This window comes from Pseudomonas brassicacearum, from assembly GCF_003732225.1.
Lineage (GTDB): Bacteria > Pseudomonadota > Gammaproteobacteria > Pseudomonadales > Pseudomonadaceae > Aquipseudomonas > Aquipseudomonas brassicacearum_E.
This window is the reverse complement of the sequence record NZ_MOBJ01000034.1, coordinates 271269-288204: the sequence shown is the minus strand read 5'-3', so window position 1 is coordinate 288204 and position 16936 is coordinate 271269. Positions and strand designations below refer to the sequence as shown.

The window sequence follows — 16936 nt, the reverse complement described above, 5'->3', positions numbered from 1 at the left end:
GCATGCATCCTCAAGGCGAAAGTAGGTAGCCGGTGCGATAGGCTTCGAGGCCTGCAACATGGGCGATCACCATGCCGGCGGTGGCCATCCGGCGGGTCGAGCGGGCATAGAGCAGGCCGGCGTTGGCGCAATGAACCGGGGTCACACGGTCGCCGATCGGGTCGATGATTTCGGCGATCAGCTGTCCCGCCTCCAGATACTCGCCGGGTAGCACGCGGTACACCAGCAAACCGCCGACCGGGGTTGCAACCGGCTCTACCGCGGCCAGCGGAGTGGCAGGGTAGGGCAGTTCGGGCAAGGGCGCGGCTTCACCTTCGATGGCACCAAAATGAATCAGATAGTCGATCAACGCCTGGCAGTCGAGGCTGGCCAGTGGATGATTGACGTCGCCTTGACCACGCAATTCGACGGTCACCGAGAAGCTGCCCAGCGGAATGTCGAAGTGCTCACCGAAGCGCTCCTGCATTTGCCACCAGACCAGGGTGAAACATTCGTCGAACGAATGACCGCCGGAGTCGGTGGCCAGCAGGCTGGCTTCTGCACCGATATAGCGTGCCAGTGGCTCGACCTGTGGCCAGGCCTCGGGCGTGGTGTACAGGTGCGCGACGGCTTCGAAATCACAATGCAGGTCCAGCACCATGTCGGCATCGCAGGCCAGTGCTTGCAAGGTCAAGCGCTGGGATTGCAGTTGAGTGCTGGCGGTTTGCCGAGCCAGCGCATTGCGCAGGCTGCTGCGGATCAGCTCAAGGTTGTGCTGCGGGTCGTCGTTCAGTTGCCCTTCGATCTCGTTGCCGATCTCTTCACCGAGGTCCACGAACCAGCGGTTGAAGTTCTGTCCGCTTTCCAGCTCGTAGCGGCCCAGTGGCACGTCCATCACTACCTGTTCGAGGCCAATCGGGTTGGCCACCGGCACCAGCACGATCTCGCTGCGCAGACGGCCGGCGGCTTCGAGTTCCGCCAGACGCAGCTTGAGGTGCCAGGCCACCAGCATGCCGGGCATTTCGTCGGCGTGCAGCGAAGACTGGATGTAGATCTTGCCTTTGGCCTGGGTTGGGCCGAAGTGGAAACTGTGGATTTGTCGTGCAGTGCCCGGCAGCGGGGCTAGCAGGTCATGGATCTGGTGGCGCATTTGCTTTTGTGTCCTGAAGCTGGAGAGCTAGTGAGTCGGCCCAAGGAACGCCAGCCATCGGCGTTCGGCGAGTCGGAACAGGCCGACCAGCGCAAAGGTGACGGTCAGGTAAATCAGCGCGGCAATGCCGAACGACTGGAAGGTCAGGAAGGTCGCCGAGTTGGCGTCGCGAGCGACTTTCAAAATGTCCGGGACGGTGGCGGTGAAGGCCACGGTGGTCGAATGCAGCATCAGGATCACTTCGTTGCTGTAGTAGGGCAACGAGCGACGCAGGGCCGACGGCATGATCACGTAGGCATACAGCTTCCAGCCCGTCAGACCGTAGGCCTTCGCGGCTTCGACTTCGCCGTGGGCCATGCTGCGAATCGCCCCGGCGAAAATCTCCGTGGTGTAGGCGCAGGTGTTCAAGGCAAACGCGAGGATGGTGCAGTTCATCGCATCGCGAAAGAACGCATCGAGCACCGGTTGCGCACGGACCGCGGCCAGGCTGTAGATCCCGGTGTAGCAAATCAACAGTTGGATATACAGCGGCGTGCCGCGAAACAGGTAGGTGTAGAACTGCACCGGCCAGCGCACATAAAGTTTGGATGAAACCCGGGCAATGGACAGCGGAATAGACACCAGGAAGCCGATGAAGATCGAGGCGCTGAGCAGCCACATGGTCATGGCCAGACCGGTGATGTGGTAACCGTCGGTGTAAAGGAACGGTCTCCAGTAGTCCTGCAGTAGTTCGATCATCGTACGGCCTCCCGGGCACCGGCGGCATAACGGCGTTCAAGCCTGCGCAGGACATAATTCGACGCGCTGGTGATCAGCAGGTAGATCAACGCCGCCAGCACCAGGAAATAGAACAGTTGATAGGAGCTTTTACCGGCGTCCTGAGCGGCTTTGACCAGATCGGCGAGGCCGATGATCGACACCAGCGCGGTGGCCTTGAGCATCACCATCCAGTTGTTACCGATGCCCGGCAGGGCGAAACGCATCATTTGCGGGAACACCACGAAGCGGAACCGCTGGCCGCGTTTGAGGCCGTAGGCAGTGGCGGCTTCGACTTGACCCCGGGGCACGGCAAGGATCGCGCCGCGAAAGGTTTCAGTGAAGTACGCGCCATAAATGAAGCCCAGGGTGATGACCCCGGCGCTGAACGGGTTGATTTCGATGTATTCCCATTCCATCAAGTCGGTCAGGGAGGTCAGCCAGGTTTGCAGGCTGTAGAAAATCAGCAGCATCAACACCAGGTCCGGTACGCCGCGAATCAGTGTGGTGTAGACCTGGGCCGGAACCCGCAGCAGTTTGACGCTGGAGAGTTTGGCAGTGGCGCCGAGCAGGCCGAGCAGCACGGCCACCAGCAGCGACAACACCGATAATTTGATGGTCATCCAAGTGCCTTGCATCAGCAGCGGGCCAAAGCCCTTCAAGCTGAAGGCAGAAAGCCCCAGGTTTTGTAACAGCTCTTCGAACATAAAATCTGCGACCTGATAACGTGAAAAAAGCGCCCATCACGAGGATGGGCGCCGGGCATTATTTGCCGCTGTACAGATTCAGATCACCAAAGTGTTTCTTTTGAATGGTCGCGTAGGTGCCATCATCGTGTAACGCTTTGATACCTTTATCGAGAAGGGCTTTGAGCTCTTTGTTACCTTTCGAGATACCGACAGCCGTTTTGGCTGGCAGCAAAGGATCGTTGACCGGCTTGCTGACTTCGTAAGCAGCGCCTTGTGGCGACTTCAAAAAGCCCAGTTCGGCTTGCAGCATGTCCTGGATCGAGGCATCCAGACGACCGGAAGTCAGGTCGGCGTAGACCTGGTCCTGGTTGGCGTAGGCCTGAGTGGTCACGCCAGCCTTGTCCAGCACGGCCTTGGCGTAGGCTTCCTGGATGGTGCCTTGCTCGTAGCCGACCTTTTTACCCTTGAGCGAGGCTACGTCAGAAACGCCGGAGCCTTTCTTGTAGACCAGTGCGGTAGGGCCGGAGAACAGCTCGCTGGAGAAGTCGATGACTTTTTCGCGGGCTTCGGTGACGGTCATGGAAGAGATCACACCGTCGAATTTATTGGCCTTGAGGCCCGGAATCATGCCGTCGAAATCGCTTTCGACCCATTTGCACTTGACCTTCAGCTCGGCGCAGATCGCGTTGCCCAGATCGATGTCGAAGCCCACCAGGCTGCCGTCGGCTGCTTTGGACTCGAACGGAGCGTAGGAAGGGTCAACACCAAAACGCAGTTCTTTGTATTCCTTGGCCAGTGCGGAACCAGCGGCCATGCACAACGCCAGTGCAGAAAGGGTCAGCAATGCTTTTTTCATTATTCAATCCCTAAGAACCAATTTGAGCGCTTGTGGCGCGGAATTATTGTTACTGGAAAGCGTAAGACCTTATGAAAGTAGCAATTTCCGAACCAGAGTCCCGAACAAGCGTTTTAAAAGATGATTCAAGACACGTCTGGAGAGGAATCGTGCCCGAAAACGGGCGTGAACAATTTGCCGCACCAAAGTAGAGCGATCTGTGGCAAGGAAGCAAGTTCCCTTGCCACAGATCCCATCGCATTACTTGCCCGGCACCAGCGTCAGCCGCGTTTTGCCATACGCCTTGTCGAAGTTCTGCGGTTGCATCGGCAAGCTCATGTATTGGCCTTTGAGCCACGGGTCGATGCTGTCTATATAGTTCGGGCTGGCCGGGTTGCCGGATTGACCGGTGCCGTTCTGGCCCATCAGCGGTTCGGCCTGACCAAAGTCGACAATGAAGCGCATCGCCGGCACCAGTGTCACGTTGAAATCCTGACCCCAGGTGTAGGCGGCAGCGTTCAACGTGGTGTGGTCACCTCCGGCAGATATGGCACCGCGCACGGTCTGGCCACGGGTGTTTTTCCATTCGTAGTGGTGCAATTTGCCCCACTGCCAGGCTTTGTGGTCGGCGCCCATCTGGCTCTCGCCGGCCGTGATGGCCGCGGCCAGGCTGCGGGCGAGAATCGCCGGTTTGTCTTCTTTCTGCGGCGTGCGGATGTCATCCCAGAACGGGCTGTCTTCGCGACCCAGCAAATGGTCGGCCTGGGCCGAGTAGGACAATTTTCCGTTGGCGACGAAGGCCTTCCACGTCGGGCTGGATTCCGGGCCGAGTTCGTCGAGGAAGATCTGCTTCATGCTCTCTTGCAGGAACAACTCGTAAATCGCGGCATCGGTCGAGGTCGGGCCGAGTTTGCCGTCGAACGCCATCAAGCGGTCGAACGCCTCGCGCGCTTTGCCGGCTTCAGCGGCTGGCAACGCGTTGATTGCCTGTTTGAGTGGCTGGGACATACCCGGTGCTTCAAACATCTTTTTCAGTTTGGCGGCGAACAGCGTGGTCTGGTCGTACTGCATGGCAATCATGCTGCGGCTGTCGTGCTTGCCGGCACCCGCCAGCTCGGCGATACGCTCGCCGCGCTCAGGTGCGGCCCAGGAATTGGACAGCTGCATGCCGTAACCGTGGGGGATGACCCGCTGGTTGGCAGTACCGACCCAGCCCTGGGCCGGGTCCTGGTCGTAAGGGTGAAGCATCGGGTCGGCATAGCCGTCCCAGTCGTAACGACCTTCCCAGCCGGGCGATGGCAGCAAACCTTCACCTTCGCGGCGGTTCGGGAAACGCCCGGTGACTTGCCAGCCGATGTGGCTGGCGTCGGCGAATACCATGTTCAAGGCAATGGCGCGGATCTCACGGCTGGCGTCCGAGGCTTTTTCAACACTTTGTGCCCGGGACAGGTCGAAGAAGGCGTCCAGGCTCTTGTCGTCCGTTAAACTCGGCATCTGCAATGCCAGACCGAAACCATTGCCCAGTGCACTGCCTTGGGCACTGTTGAGCAGTGGGCCATGGCGGGTTTCGTACACGACTTCGCGAATCGGCCGCTGACCTTTGACGAAGTAGGTTTCGTTGCGAACCATCGCCGGTTGCCATTTGCCTGCGACTTCGTAGGCAAGGCCATTGCCCTGACGCTTGAGCTTTTCGAGGAACAGGTCTTGGTTATCGCCCATGACCGCGGTCATGCTCCAGGCCACCTTGCCGTTGAATCCGCCAAGGACCATCGGAATACCGGCAATGGAAACTCCGGCAGCCTGGTACTTAGGCGCACGAATTTGTACGTAGCTCCACAGCGACGGCACGCCAATCGGGAATTGGCTGTCGCTGGCCAGCAAGCTTTTGCCGCTACGGCTGCGCTGCGGGGCAATCGCCCAGTTGTTCGACGCCGTGGCGCCGAGCAGATTCAGCGCGGACAACTGGTCGCCGGCTTTGCTGAGTTCGGTCAGGCCCGGAATCGTACCGTTGAGCTTCACGCCTTTAAGCTTTTCAGCTTCGGCCAGTGGCAGCTTTTCATCCGGATAGGACGGCGACAGCCACGCGAGTTTGTCAGTGCTGACGGTTTGCGCCAGCACCAGCGAGGCGATTTCTTGCGGCAGGTTGGCCGACTGGCTGAAGTTCAGCAGGCAGAACATCAGCGCCGAATCTTCCGGTTTCCAGTATTCCGGCTTGTAGCCAGTGGCGGCCAGGTCTGACGGCAGCTTGTCGCGATAACGGAACAGGTAGGCGTTGACTCCGCGTGCATAGACTTCGAAGAAGCGTTGCAGGCGGGGTGAGGACGCTTTGTAGAGCTCGTCGGCGCTTTTCTTCAGGTTGACTGCGCGCATGTAGCGGTCAGCGTCGAGCATTTCTGCGCCGGACATTTCCGACAGGCGACCCTGGGCCAGCAGGCGCAGGGTGACCATCTGGCTGATGCGATCACTGGCGTGTACGTAACCGAGGGTGAACAGCGCGTCGTGGAAGGTGTTGCTCTCGATCAGCGGCATGCCCATGGCATTGCGGCGCACTGACACATTCTGCGCCAGCCCTTTGAGCGGTTGCACACCGGAGGTAGGTGGCAGGCTGTCCTGGGTATTCCAGGTCTGGCAACCGGTGAGGCTGAGCACACTGGCCACTGCTGCGGCAACGCCGAACCGGGGAAGAAAAGATGTAAGGGCTGGCGAGGCCATGGCAAAGCTCCTGCGGGGGTCGTACCGATAAAGGCGCTACGTTAGAGAGCAGGAGAAGGCCGCGCAAGCGGGTGCCAATCTTATTTCAAGGTTTGTCCGATAAATCACAGAAAATGACGCTGTACCTGTGGCGAGGGGGCTGTCAGTTAAGCGCAATCCATGTGGGAGCGAGCCTGCTCGCGATGACGGCATCACATTCAACATCAATGTTGACTGACCCACCGCTATCGCGAGCAGGCTCGCTCCCACAGATTTGTGCCTTAACTGACCGGCATTGGGGCATGCCCCCTCGCTACAGGTAACTGTGCTGTTTTCTGGGGATTGGCGATCACGATGACTTGCCTATCGAAAGCGGTGATGCTCAAGTGTGGAAAAATCAATGACTCGTGCAAGAGAAAACTCGCCATGGAACTTCAGGCAAACGCAGCGCTTATCCTTATCGATCAGCAAAAAGGCATTCACCACCCCAAACTGGGACCGCGCAACAACCCAGACGCTGAAGAGCACATGGCACAGTTGCTAAGCGAATGGCGGCGCATGGCGCGGCCAGTGATTCATGTGCAGCATTTGTCCCGCTCGCCAGAGTCGGTGTTCTGGCCGCAGCAGTCGGGTGTCGAGTTTCAGGTGCGGTTCGAGCCGCTATCGGGCGAGCAGGTGATTCAGAAACAGGTCCCTGATGCGTTCAGTGGGACGATGCTTGCGGCGAGTTTGCGTGAGGCGGGGATCGAGCAACTGATCATTGTCGGCGTGGCGACCCACAACTCGGTCGAGTCCACAGCGCGTACGGCGGGCAATCTGGGGTTTGAAACCTGGGTGGCGGAAGACGCCTGCTACACCTTCGACAAGGTCGACTTCTTCGGCAAGATGCATTCGGCGCAGGAGGTGCATGCCATGTCGCTGGGCAATCTGCACGGGGAATATGCGACGGTGGTTCGCACTGCCGAGATTCTGATGGCTGATTAAACCCTGTAGGAGCAAGGCTTGCCCGCGATAGGGGCACCTCGGTATCTGAGGCATTGCGCGTCATCGTTCATCGCTGGCAAGCCATGCTCCTACAAAGCGCACGTTTGGCTAACGCATCAAGCGCCGTGGCACTTCTTGAATTTCTTGCCATTGCCGCATGGGCAAGGGTCGTTGCGGCCAACGTCTTTCAGCGCATTGCGTACCGGCTCCTGGTGAGCGTGGCCGCAGTTCGGGCCGTGGACATGGCCATGGTCGTGATCATGGTGGTCGTGATGGTCATGATCGTGATTGCAGTCAGGGCCATGGACATGGGGTTGCTGGGTCATCGAGGTTACTCCGGAATAAAATCGCCGGGAATTATCTCGCCATAACGTGCCTGGTGCACGTCATTGCCGAACAATAATCCGGTTTTCAACTCTCCTTCCAGGCGATAGGGGATTGGCTGGTCGGGTTTCTTCAGCATTTTCACCACGTCGCGCAGGTGCTGCCAGAGGTTGGTACGAATCGGCACCTGAAAATAGCTGCTGCTTTTCGGATCGACGGTGAACCAATTGCTGGACTCGCCTTCGGCCAGCAGGAACTCGCTCAAATGAATCCGGTACACCAGGCCGCGAACCGTCAGGTCGGAGTCGTTGGGGTTGTCGACGCGAAAATACAGCATGAATTTCTGCTCAAGGAGTTTGGCGCGCACCACTTCGACTTTGAGCAGATGGACTTGCGGGTCGAGGGTCTCGTCAGCGAACCAGGATGCGCAGCCGCCGAGGCTCAGGGCGATGAACAGGGTGAGGGTTTGTAGGGCGCGCCGCTGATGGGTCATGGTGGTATTTCTCCTTGAACCCCAGTTTAGCCGCAAAAGATCGCAGCCTGCGGCAGCTCCTGCGACGGATGCATTCCCCTGTAGGAGCTGCCGAAGGCTGCGATCTTTTAGAACTCACCTCAAGCAGTGAAATAACTCGCGCAGCATTTCTTGAATTTCTGCCCGCTGGCACAGGGGCATGCATCATTGCGCCCGACCTTGAGCTGCACGGTCGGGTCGATGAAGTACCAGCGCCCGGTGTTTTGCACAAAGGATGAACGTTCGCGGTGGCCATGCTCGCCGGTGCTGTCGTGCCAGCGTGCGGTGAAGGTGACGAACGCATGTTCGGGCTGGCCGCCGAACACCTCGGAACTTTCCACTTCAAGGCCGAGCCAGGTGCTTTGCGCGCTCCAGTCGCTGATCGACTGGCGATCCAGGCCTGCCTGTTGGGCGGGCAGGGTGGTAGCCACCAGATAGTCGATCAGGCCCAGCACATAGGCGCTGTAGCGCGAACGCATCAAGGCTTCGGCGCACGGCGCCGGGTGGCCGGCGTGGTAGTGGCCGCAGCAGGCATCCAGCGGGGTGCCGCTGCCGCACGGGCAAATGGACGTACTCATCGTGTTACCACCAGTATTTTCCGAAATTTTCCGGATTGGCCCAGAACCGTGAATTGAGCCAGTCGGGTACTTGTTTGTAGTCAAGCAGATCGTAGGTAAACAGTGTCAGGACCTGTTCGTCGCGCTGGAAGCGTTCGCTGGATTGCAGTGCCAGGGAAAAGAAGTCGGTTTCTTGCCAGCCACAGGCTTTCAGATCTGCGAGCACGGCAATGCGGCTGGCGTTGAGGTTGCGAATCCCGCCGAGCAGGTTCAGGCCATCGCGTTTGGGCAGATGCTCAAGGCAATCGAGCGCCAGTGCCAGGTCAAAGCGCTGGGCCGCGAACTCGGCTGGCAGCGGACCGGGTGCGACCTGAGCGACGCAGGCATCCGGGTGCGCGAGCTTGAAGGCTTCCAGCGCCGGGAAGTCGCTGGCGCCGATCAGCAACAAACGTTGTGGCGCATAACGGTCGAGCAAGGCGGCGAGGGCTTGCTGGGGCGTGCGCGAAGAAATACCTGCGGTCATCGAAGATCCTCAATCAGATAGGCGAAGACTAGCCTGCCCGAACGTCCGGGCCTAGGGGCTGCTGCAGGTAATGGCGGGATCTGCCGTAAATACGCGGCGAAAAGCCGTCGGGTCGAACGGGTTATGGGCCGCTGATCGACAGTTGCGACGCTCTAAACCGCCCGTTCAGAAGAATTTTCGCTGGCCTCTGGCTTATTCCTTGCAGAAGTCGGTACTGTGCGCGCAAAGAACAATGATCTGCGGGGGCGTACATGAAGGTGCTTTGGGGCTTGGGGAAGGGATTGACCCTGTTGTTCTGGCTGGTGGTGCTGGTCAATCTGATCAGCCCGTTGATCAGTCCGTTTCATCTAATGGTCAATCTGGCCGGTAGCCTGTTGCTGATGACCCATCTTGTGGAACTGGTGCTCTATCACCGCAACCTCAGCGCGCGTGCTCATCCGTGGCGTGATCGCTTGCAGATTCTCGTCGTCGGTATCTTCCATTTGCAAACCATTGCGACCCCTTCGGCTGCGGAGGTTCGTCATGCGTAAGCTCTGCCTGCTGACGGTCTTGATCAGCCCCTTGGCGATGGCCCAAGTGGTTACGGTCGAAACCAACTCGCTGCTGCGTTTGCCCAATACCGCCAGTACCTTGCAACTGGAGCGCCTGGAAGTAGCCGACTATGGCACGCTGCTGATCCCCTCCAATGTGACCGAATTGAACGTTGGCGAGTTGCGTCTGGGGCGCGAGGCGCGGATCGCCATCGTCCCGAGTGAACAAAGCCTGCAACTGAAGATCAACTGTGCGCAGCTTTCCAGTGGCAGTCAGATCACCTCGCGAGGTGCGCCGGGCACCTATCTCAAGGCCGCCGGCGCCGGGCGCAGCCTGAATTTGCGGATTGCTTCGCTGAACGCTCCCGAGTTGTCAGTGGATGCACGCGGCGGTGCTGGTGCACCGGGTTACGTCGGGCTCGATGGGGGCAACGGCGAGGAACCAGGCTGTACATGGGGCCAGGCCGGACAGGGTGCTGATGGCGACAACGGCGGTGATGGTCATGCCGGGGCACCGGGCGCGCAGGTGCGTGTGGAATTGCCGCGTGATTACCCGGCGCAGCAGATCAAGGTGCTGGTCGACGGTGGTGCCGGAGGAGTGGCCGGTGCCGGTGGCAAACCGGGTGCGGGCGGCAAGGCCAAAGGTTGCTTCGTCTACCGTACCGACGGCGGCAAGAGTGGCCGGCCGGGTGTGCAAGGCCAGCCAGGCCCTGCCGGAGCGGCAGGTGCGGTGACGCTGCAGCGGTTGTAAGCACTGGCGAGGGGGCAGCACGATCCGTAGCAGCTGGCGAAGCCTGCGTTCGGCTGCGCAGCAGTCGTAAAATCAGGCACCACGTTTTTTCAGGTTAACCGTGGAGGCAGGATTTACGGCCGCTTCGCAGCCGAACGCAGGCTTCGCCAGCTGCTACGGAGGAAACCTCTAGAACATCGGCCGAGCCGAAGCCACTGCCACCAGCAACAACCCCAGCAACAGATTGATCCCTACCAAGCGCCGAATCTTGCCCAGGGTCGCCGCACCCGTCGGCCAATCCTCGGCCAGTACGGCGTTACGCAACTCCGGCAGTTTCAACGCCTGAATGCGGATAAACAGCGCGGTCATCACCAGATACAACCCCATCATGATCTGCACATAACGCGGCGCGGTTTCAAAACCGCTGAAGCGCAGATGAATCAGCCCGACGCCACTGATCGGCAAGATCACCACGGCGATCCAGACCCAGACAAAAAAACCTTGAAACACTTCTACCCACAGCTTCAGTCGCGCAGGCCCCTCAAGTGCCTTCATCGCGGCGGGGCGCAGGACCATCCAGGCGAAAAACATGCCGCCGACCCAGATCAGGGCGGCCAGCACATGCAGGGTATAAATGAGGGCGAAAGGTGTCATCGGGGTACTCCGTTCTGCGCGGGATTAATTAGCGGGGTATGATAGCGGCCGAACCGAACCACTGAAAATTTATCCAGCGTTTTTTGCGCCCGACAATCCATGATCAGCACCGAACTCAAAACCACGATCCAGGGCGCCTACTCGCGTTTTCTCGAAGCCAAGAGCCTCAAGCCGCGCTACGGCCAACGCCTGATGATCGCCGAAATTGCCAAGGTCCTCGGTGACATCGACACCGACGACGAAGGCCGGCGCAGTGGCGACCCCGCGATTGTCGCGGTGGAAGCCGGCACCGGTACCGGGAAAACCGTGGCCTACAGCCTGGCGGCGATTCCGACCGCCAAGGCCGCCGGCAAACGCCTGGTGATTGCCACCGCGACCGTCGCCCTGCAAGAACAGATTGTCTACAAGGACCTGCCGGACCTGATGCGCAACAGCGGGCTGAATTTCAGCTTCGCGCTGGCCAAGGGCCGTGGCCGCTACATGTGCCTGTCCAAGCTCGACATGCTGTTGCAGGAAGGCCACGCGCAAACCGCTACCGCGCAGCTATTCGAAGAAGAAGGCTTCAAGATCGAGGTCGATGAGGCCAGCCAGAAGCTTTTTACCAGCATGATCGAAAAGCTTGCCGGCAATAAGTGGGACGGCGACCGCGACAGTTGGTCCACCGCTCTTGAAGATGCGGACTGGGCACGCCTGACCACTGATCACAGCCAGTGCACCAACCGTCATTGCCCCAACTTCGGTCAGTGCGCCTTCTACAAGGCCCGCGAAGGCATGGGCAAGGTCGACGTGATCGTCACCAACCACGACATGGTCCTGGCCGACCTGGCATTGGGCGGCGGCGCCGTCCTGCCCGATCCGCGCGATACGATTTACGTGTTCGACGAAGGCCATCACCTGCCAGACAAGGCGATCGGCCACTTCGCCCATTACACGCGCCTGCGTTCCACCGCCGACTGGCTGGAAGCGACGGCCAAGAACCTCACCAAGTTGCTGGCCCAGCACCCGCTGCCCGGCGATCTGGGCAAGTTGATCGAGCAAGTGCCGGAGCTGGCCCGGGAGATCAAGACCCAGCAGCAGTTCATGTTTACCGCCTGTGAACAGGTTGCCGATTTCAAGCCCGGCGAAGACGTCGAAGGTCGTGAGCGGCCGCGTCATCGCTTCGTCGGCGGGGTGATTCCCGAGCATATGCGCGAGATGGGTATCGAGCTGAAGAAAGGCTTTTCACGCCTGACCGATGTCTTTACCCGGCTCACCGAGCTGCTCAAGGAAGGCATGGATGGCGAGGTCAACATTGGCATCGCCAGCAATCAGGCCGAAGAATGGTACCCGCTGTTTGGCAGCCTGCTGTCCCGTTCTCAAGGCAACTGGGAGCTGTGGACTGCATTCACCGCCGAGGACCCGGAAGACAACCCGCCGATGGCGCGCTGGCTGACCCTGGCCGAAAGCGGTTCGCTGTTCGACATCGAGGTTAACGCCAGCCCGATCCTCGCGGCGGAAATGCTCCGACGTAACCTGTGGAATGTGGCATACGGTGCGCTGGTGACTTCGGCCACCTTGACCGCACTCGGCACTTTCGACCGTTTCCGCATGCGCGCCGGTCTGCCGAAAAAAGCCGTGACAGCGGTGGTGCCAAGCCCGTTCCACCATGCCGACGCCGGCGTGCTACGGGTTCCGGACCTGCGCGCCGATCCGCGGGACGCACCGGCTCATACCGCAGCAATCATTCGTGATCTGCCGGAACTGGTCGAAGGCTCGCGCGGTACGCTGGTGCTGTTCTCTTCGCGTAAACAGATGCAGGACGTGTTCGATGGCCTGGACCGTGACTGGCGCAAGCAAGTGTTCATTCAAGGCAACCTGTCGAAACAGGAAACCCTGAACAAGCACAAGGCGCGCGTTGATGGCGGTGACTCCAGCGTGCTGTTCGGTCTGGCGAGTTTCGCCGAGGGGGTCGACTTGCCGGGTGCTTACTGCGAGCACGTGGTGATCGCCAAGATCCCGTTCTCGGTCCCGGACGATCCGGTCGAAGCCGCGCTGGCGGAATGGATCGAAGCCCGGGGCGGCAATCCGTTCATGGAAATCTCTGTGCCGGACGCCTCGCTCAAGCTGGTTCAGGCCTGCGGGCGCCTGCTGCGCACCGAAGAAGACCGCGGCACTATCACCTTGCTTGACCGGCGTCTGGTCACGCAACGCTACGGCAAAGCGATCCTCAATGCGCTGCCGCCGTTTCGCCGCGAAATATCTTGAGACACGGTGGGCGAAATCGCCCACTTCGTTGTCTATCCCCCGTCACCGATTCCACACAGGCCGTTCACTGGTCGTTAGGGAGAACCTGGTTCATATGATTCGCCGTTCGTTACCCGCTGTTTTTGCCTTGATGTTCGCTGCGCCACTGCTGGCGGCTCCGGCCGGACAACAGACGTTGTTCAACTTTGTCCGCCCCGCCGATGTGGTCCAGGTGGCGACCCAGGACGCCAGCCTGCCGCAATCCAATGCAGAGCAAACAGCTGAGGGTGAAGTGCTGCGTCGGGTGACCTTTAATCCGGCGGCGCAACCGAATCTGCGCCTGACCCCGCAAACCGGCGCCTGGGACTGGTCGCAGTCCAGTGTCATGAGCTTGCGGATCCAGAGCGCGATGAACTGGGCGGTGACGCTCTACGTGAAAATCCAGAGCAACGACGGCAAGACCCTGGTCAGCCGTATTGATCTGCCGGCCGGCCCTGCGCAAACCTTGCTGGTGCCGCTGATACCGAGTTCGCCGCTGAGCCAGGGCATGAAAGCCGGGCCGCCGATGCCGATGACCGTCGAAGGCCAGCGCGTATTGCTGGCCAGCAGCGTGGGTGAACTGGATCGCAGCCAGGTGGTGTCGGTCACGTTGTCGATGGATCAGCCAAAAGTCGCCCAGAGCATCATGCTTGAGCGCTTTGGCGTGCAGGACGGCGAGGCGGTATTCAAAGCCGTCTACGGCTCGTTAGTGGACGCTTATGGTCAGTCCACTCGTGCGAAATGGCCAGAAAAAGTCGCCAGCGACGAGCAGCTCAAAGCCGCTGCGAATAAAGAACAACAGCAACTGAAAACCTGGCTGGCCGAGCGCGAGCGTTCGTCTTTGGACAAGTTCGGTGGTTGGAGTAAAGGTCCGGCCTTCAAGGCCAGTGGCTTCTTCCGCACTGAAAAGCGTGACGGTCGCTGGTATCTGGTGACTCCAGAGGGCCACCCGTTCTATTCCCTGGGGGTCAATACGGTCACGGCCGATACCAGCCAGACCTACGTCGCCGGGCGCGAAGCCATGTTCGAGTCGTTGCCAAAAAACGACGAGCCGTTAGCCAGTAATTACGGTGAAGGTAACAACCGAAGTGGCAATGGTGCCGATCAGGGGCGTGGGTTCAATGCCGGTCGCTGGTATGACTTCTATGGTGCCAACCTGCAGCGCACTTATAGCCAGCCGTGTGCGGTTGTGAGTGAAAACAAGGCTGATGAAGCCAACGCTGACAGCGCCACAACGCCGTGCTCTCCCCATAAGTTCGACGAAAAACGCTGGACCAGCCATACCCTCGACCGCCTGCAAGCCTGGGGTTTCAATACCATCGGCGACTGGAGCGCCCCGGCATTGGGCCTGAATGACCGTGTGCCCTACACCTTGCCGCTGTCCATCGTCGGCGATTACGCGAGCATCAGCACCGGCACCGACTGGTGGGGCGGCATGCCCGATCCGTTCGACCCGCGCTTCGCCATGGCCACCGAACGTGCCGTGGCCATTGCTGCACGCGACCACCGCGACGACCCATGGCTGATCGGTTACTTCGCCGATAACGAACTGGCCTGGGCCGGTCCCGGCGATGACCCGAAGGCCCGTTATGCGTTGGCGTACGGCACTTTGAAAATGACCACCGACGTGCCGGCCAAACGGGCGTTCCTCAAGCAATTGCGCGACAAGTACCGTAACCAGGAAGGGCTGTCGAAAGCCTGGGGCATTGATCTGCCAGCCTGGGAGTTGATGGAGGACCCGGGCTTCGTGCCGCCGCTGCCAAGTCCTGAGCACCCGGAGATCGAAGCCGATTTCAAATATTTCCAGAAAGTCTTCGCCGATACCTACTTCAAGACCATTGCCGATTCGCTGAAATGGCACGCGCCCAACCACCTGCTGCTGGGTGGTCGGTTTGCCATCAGCACCCCTGAGGCTGTTGAGTCCTGCGCGCAGTATTGCGATGTCCTGAGCTTCAATCTGTACACGCTCAAACCTCAGGACGGTTATGACTTCGCCAAGCTACAGGCGTTGGACAAGCCGGTGCTGATCACCGAATTCAACTTCGGCTCGCGTGATCGCGGCCCGTTCTGGGGCGGTGTGACGGAACTGGCGAAGGAAGAGGACCGTGGGCCGGCCTACGCCAATTTCGTCAAGCAAGCGGTGAGTGAGCCGTCGATTGTCGGCGTGCATTGGTTCCAGTACCTCGATCAACCGGCAACCGGCCGTCTGCTGGACGGTGAAAACGGTCATTTCGGTCTGGTCGGAATCACCGATCTGCCGTTCCAGGGCTTTGTCGAGAGTGTGCGCAAGGCCAACTTGGAGGCCGTCGATCAGCTCGGCAAAGCAGCCGAGAAGGCCAAGGCTGCAGCGGATAAAGCCGACAGTGCCAGTCATGACGACGCTGGAGGGAAAAAAGGCCACGACAGCAAGGGTGCAGGTGCGGGCGGACATTCCGCCAATGGCCACTAAAGCCCGCAGCCTCCGATCTTTTGATCGTTGACCGATCAACGATTACAGCAACCGCCGAGCCCGCCCCTGTTCCCAAATCCCTCAAGGGCTGGAACAATGCAGGTCATTGTGTCGAAACGTTTTTCTGGAGAGTTACGGGTGCTGATTCAGGGTCATTACGAGCTTAAATTCGAAGCCGTGCGCGAAGCCTTCGCTGCGCTCTTCGACGATCCCCAGGAACGCGGCGCGGCATTGTGCATTCAAATCGGTGGCGAAACCGTTGTCGACCTCTGGGGCGGTACCGCCGACAAGGACGGTTGCGAGGCCTGGCACAGCGATACTATCGCCAACCTGTTCTCCTGCACCAAGACGTTTACTGCCGTCACCGCTCTGCAACTGGTCGCCGAAGGCAAGTTGCAGCTCGACGCACCGGTCGCCAGGTACTGGCCGGAGTTCGCCGCTGCCGGCAAGGACGCGGTCACCTTGCGCCAGTTGCTCTGCCATCAGGCCGGTCTGCCGGCCTTGCGCGAGTTGCTGCCACCAGAGGCCCTCTACAACTGGCAAACCATGGTTGACGCGCTAGCCGCTGAAGCCCCTTGGTGGACGCCGGGCGAAGGCCATGGTTATGCGGCGATCACCTATGGCTGGCTGGTCGGGGAGTTGCTGCGTCGCGCCGATGGCCGTGGTCCGGGCGAGTCGATCGTGGCACGTGTTGCACGGCCGCTGGGGCTGGATTTCCATGTCGGCCTGGCGGATGAAGAGTTTCATCGCGTGGCACACATTGCGCGCGGCAAGGGCAATGTCGGCGATGCAGCGGCGCAGCGCTTGCTGCAAGTAACCCTGCGTGAACCGACGGCCATGACCACTCGGGCTTTTACCAACCCGCCGTCGATCATGACCAGCACTAACAAGCCGGAATGGCGTCGAATGCAACAGCCGGCGGCGAATGGCCACGGTAATGCTCGCAGCCTGGCCGGGTTTTACAGTGGCCTGCTCGATGGCAGCCTGCTTGAAAGCGAGATGCTCCAGGAACTGACTCGCGAGCACAGCCTGGGCGAAGACAAGACTTTACTGACCCGGACCCGTTTCGGTCTGGGTTGCATGCTCGATCAACCGGACGTACCCAACGCGACCTTTGGCCTCGGCCCTCGAGCGTTTGGTCATCCGGGTGCTGGCGGCTCCATCGGTTTCGCTGACCCGGAACACGATGTGGCCTTCGGTTTTGTGACCAATACCCTTGGGCCATACGTGTTGATGGACCCGCGTGCGCAGAAGCTTGTGCGGGTTTTGGCCGCTTGTCTGTAAAGGGTGGCTGTAAGGCATTTTTTCGAAA

At 60.0% G+C, this 16936-nt stretch carries 16 protein-coding genes; 6 read left to right on the top strand and 10 right to left on the bottom strand.

From position 1 onward, the window contains the following. Positions 1-10: 10 nt before the first annotated feature. The 5 genes from BK659_RS25870 to BK659_RS25850 form a co-directional block, all read right to left on the bottom strand. Positions 11-1129 (bottom strand): succinylglutamate desuccinylase/aspartoacylase family protein, encoded by a 1119-nt coding sequence (locus BK659_RS25870; RefSeq protein WP_123428343.1) that lies wholly within the window; start codon positions 1127-1129, stop codon positions 11-13. 27 nt (positions 1130-1156) lie between these two features. Continuing rightward, entirely contained in the window at positions 1157-1867 is a 711-nt protein-coding gene (locus BK659_RS25865; RefSeq protein ID WP_019692153.1) for an ABC transporter permease, read from the bottom strand. Beyond that, on the bottom strand, positions 1864-2592 hold the full coding sequence (locus BK659_RS25860) for an ABC transporter permease (protein ID WP_123428341.1): 729 nt from the start codon (positions 2590-2592) through the stop codon (positions 1864-1866). The genes BK659_RS25865 and BK659_RS25860 overlap by 4 nt, the downstream gene beginning before the upstream one ends. A 58-nt stretch (positions 2593-2650) precedes the next feature. Further along, complete coding sequence (locus BK659_RS25855; protein WP_019692155.1) at positions 2651-3430, bottom strand: transporter substrate-binding domain-containing protein; 780 nt, start codon at positions 3428-3430, stop codon at positions 2651-2653. A 240-nt stretch (positions 3431-3670) separates the two neighbouring features. Beyond that, positions 3671-6121 carry a penicillin acylase family protein gene (locus BK659_RS25850; protein WP_123428339.1) on the bottom strand — a complete coding sequence of 817 codons (2451 nt, stop codon included), beginning with the start codon at positions 6119-6121 and terminating at the stop codon, positions 3671-3673. A 405-nt stretch (positions 6122-6526) separates the two neighbouring features. Here BK659_RS25850 and BK659_RS25840 point away from each other — a divergent pair, with 405 nt between their 5' ends. Next, on the top strand, positions 6527-7084 hold the full coding sequence (locus tag BK659_RS25840; RefSeq protein ID WP_123428335.1) for a cysteine hydrolase family protein: 558 nt from the start codon (positions 6527-6529) through the stop codon (positions 7082-7084). 116 nt (positions 7085-7200) lie between these two features. Here the strand turns inward: BK659_RS25840 and BK659_RS25835 are convergent, their stop codons facing one another. The 4 genes from BK659_RS25835 to BK659_RS25820 all read right to left on the bottom strand — a co-directional run bounded on the left by BK659_RS25835 (position 7201) and on the right by BK659_RS25820 (position 8999). After that, the gene (locus tag BK659_RS25835; RefSeq protein ID WP_007906737.1) at positions 7201-7410 is read right to left on the bottom strand and encodes an SEC-C metal-binding domain-containing protein; all 210 of its coding nucleotides are present in this window, start codon (positions 7408-7410) and stop codon (positions 7201-7203) included. 5 nt (positions 7411-7415) lie between these two features. Continuing rightward, a complete protein-coding gene (locus BK659_RS25830) occupies positions 7416-7901 on the bottom strand; it encodes an LEA/WHy family protein (RefSeq protein ID WP_123428334.1) in 486 nt (161 codons plus the stop codon). A gap of 119 nt (positions 7902-8020) precedes the next feature. Then, entirely contained in the window at positions 8021-8497 is a 477-nt protein-coding gene (locus BK659_RS25825) for a YchJ family protein (RefSeq protein ID WP_123428332.1), read from the bottom strand. A gap of 4 nt (positions 8498-8501) precedes the next feature. Next, on the bottom strand, positions 8502-8999 hold the full coding sequence (locus BK659_RS25820; RefSeq protein WP_123428330.1) for a DUF6231 family protein: 498 nt from the start codon (positions 8997-8999) through the stop codon (positions 8502-8504). A 251-nt stretch (positions 9000-9250) separates the two neighbouring features. Between BK659_RS25820 and BK659_RS25815 the strand changes: the two genes are divergently transcribed. Together BK659_RS25815 and BK659_RS25810 are read left to right on the top strand one after the other, a co-directional pair. After that, on the top strand, positions 9251-9529 hold the full coding sequence (locus BK659_RS25815; protein ID WP_123428328.1) for a DUF1145 domain-containing protein: 279 nt from the start codon (positions 9251-9253) through the stop codon (positions 9527-9529). Then, positions 9522-10280, top strand: a complete 759-nt coding sequence (locus BK659_RS25810; protein ID WP_123428326.1) for a collagen-like protein — start codon at positions 9522-9524, stop codon at positions 10278-10280. Before BK659_RS25815 ends, BK659_RS25810 begins: the two co-directional genes overlap by 8 nt. Positions 10281-10448: 168 nt before the next feature. Here the strand turns inward: BK659_RS25810 and BK659_RS25805 are convergent, their stop codons facing one another. Further along, positions 10449-10913 (bottom strand): CopD family protein, encoded by a 465-nt coding sequence (locus tag BK659_RS25805; RefSeq protein WP_123428324.1) that lies wholly within the window; start codon positions 10911-10913, stop codon positions 10449-10451. A 99-nt stretch (positions 10914-11012) separates the two neighbouring features. Here BK659_RS25805 and dinG point away from each other — a divergent pair, with 99 nt between their 5' ends. The 3 genes from dinG to BK659_RS25790 all read left to right on the top strand — a co-directional run bounded on the left by dinG (position 11013) and on the right by BK659_RS25790 (position 16908). Beyond that, positions 11013-13157: an ATP-dependent DNA helicase DinG gene (gene dinG, locus BK659_RS25800; protein WP_123428322.1), complete on the top strand. Its 2145-nt coding sequence runs from the start codon at positions 11013-11015 to the stop codon at positions 13155-13157. Positions 13158-13251: 94 nt separating this feature from the next. Beyond that, positions 13252-15624 (top strand): beta-galactosidase, encoded by a 2373-nt coding sequence (locus BK659_RS25795; RefSeq protein ID WP_123428321.1) that lies wholly within the window; start codon positions 13252-13254, stop codon positions 15622-15624. Positions 15625-15762: 138 nt separating this feature from the next. Next, positions 15763-16908 (top strand): serine hydrolase domain-containing protein, encoded by a 1146-nt coding sequence (locus BK659_RS25790; protein WP_123428319.1) that lies wholly within the window; start codon positions 15763-15765, stop codon positions 16906-16908. Positions 16909-16936: the final 28 nt, after the last annotated feature.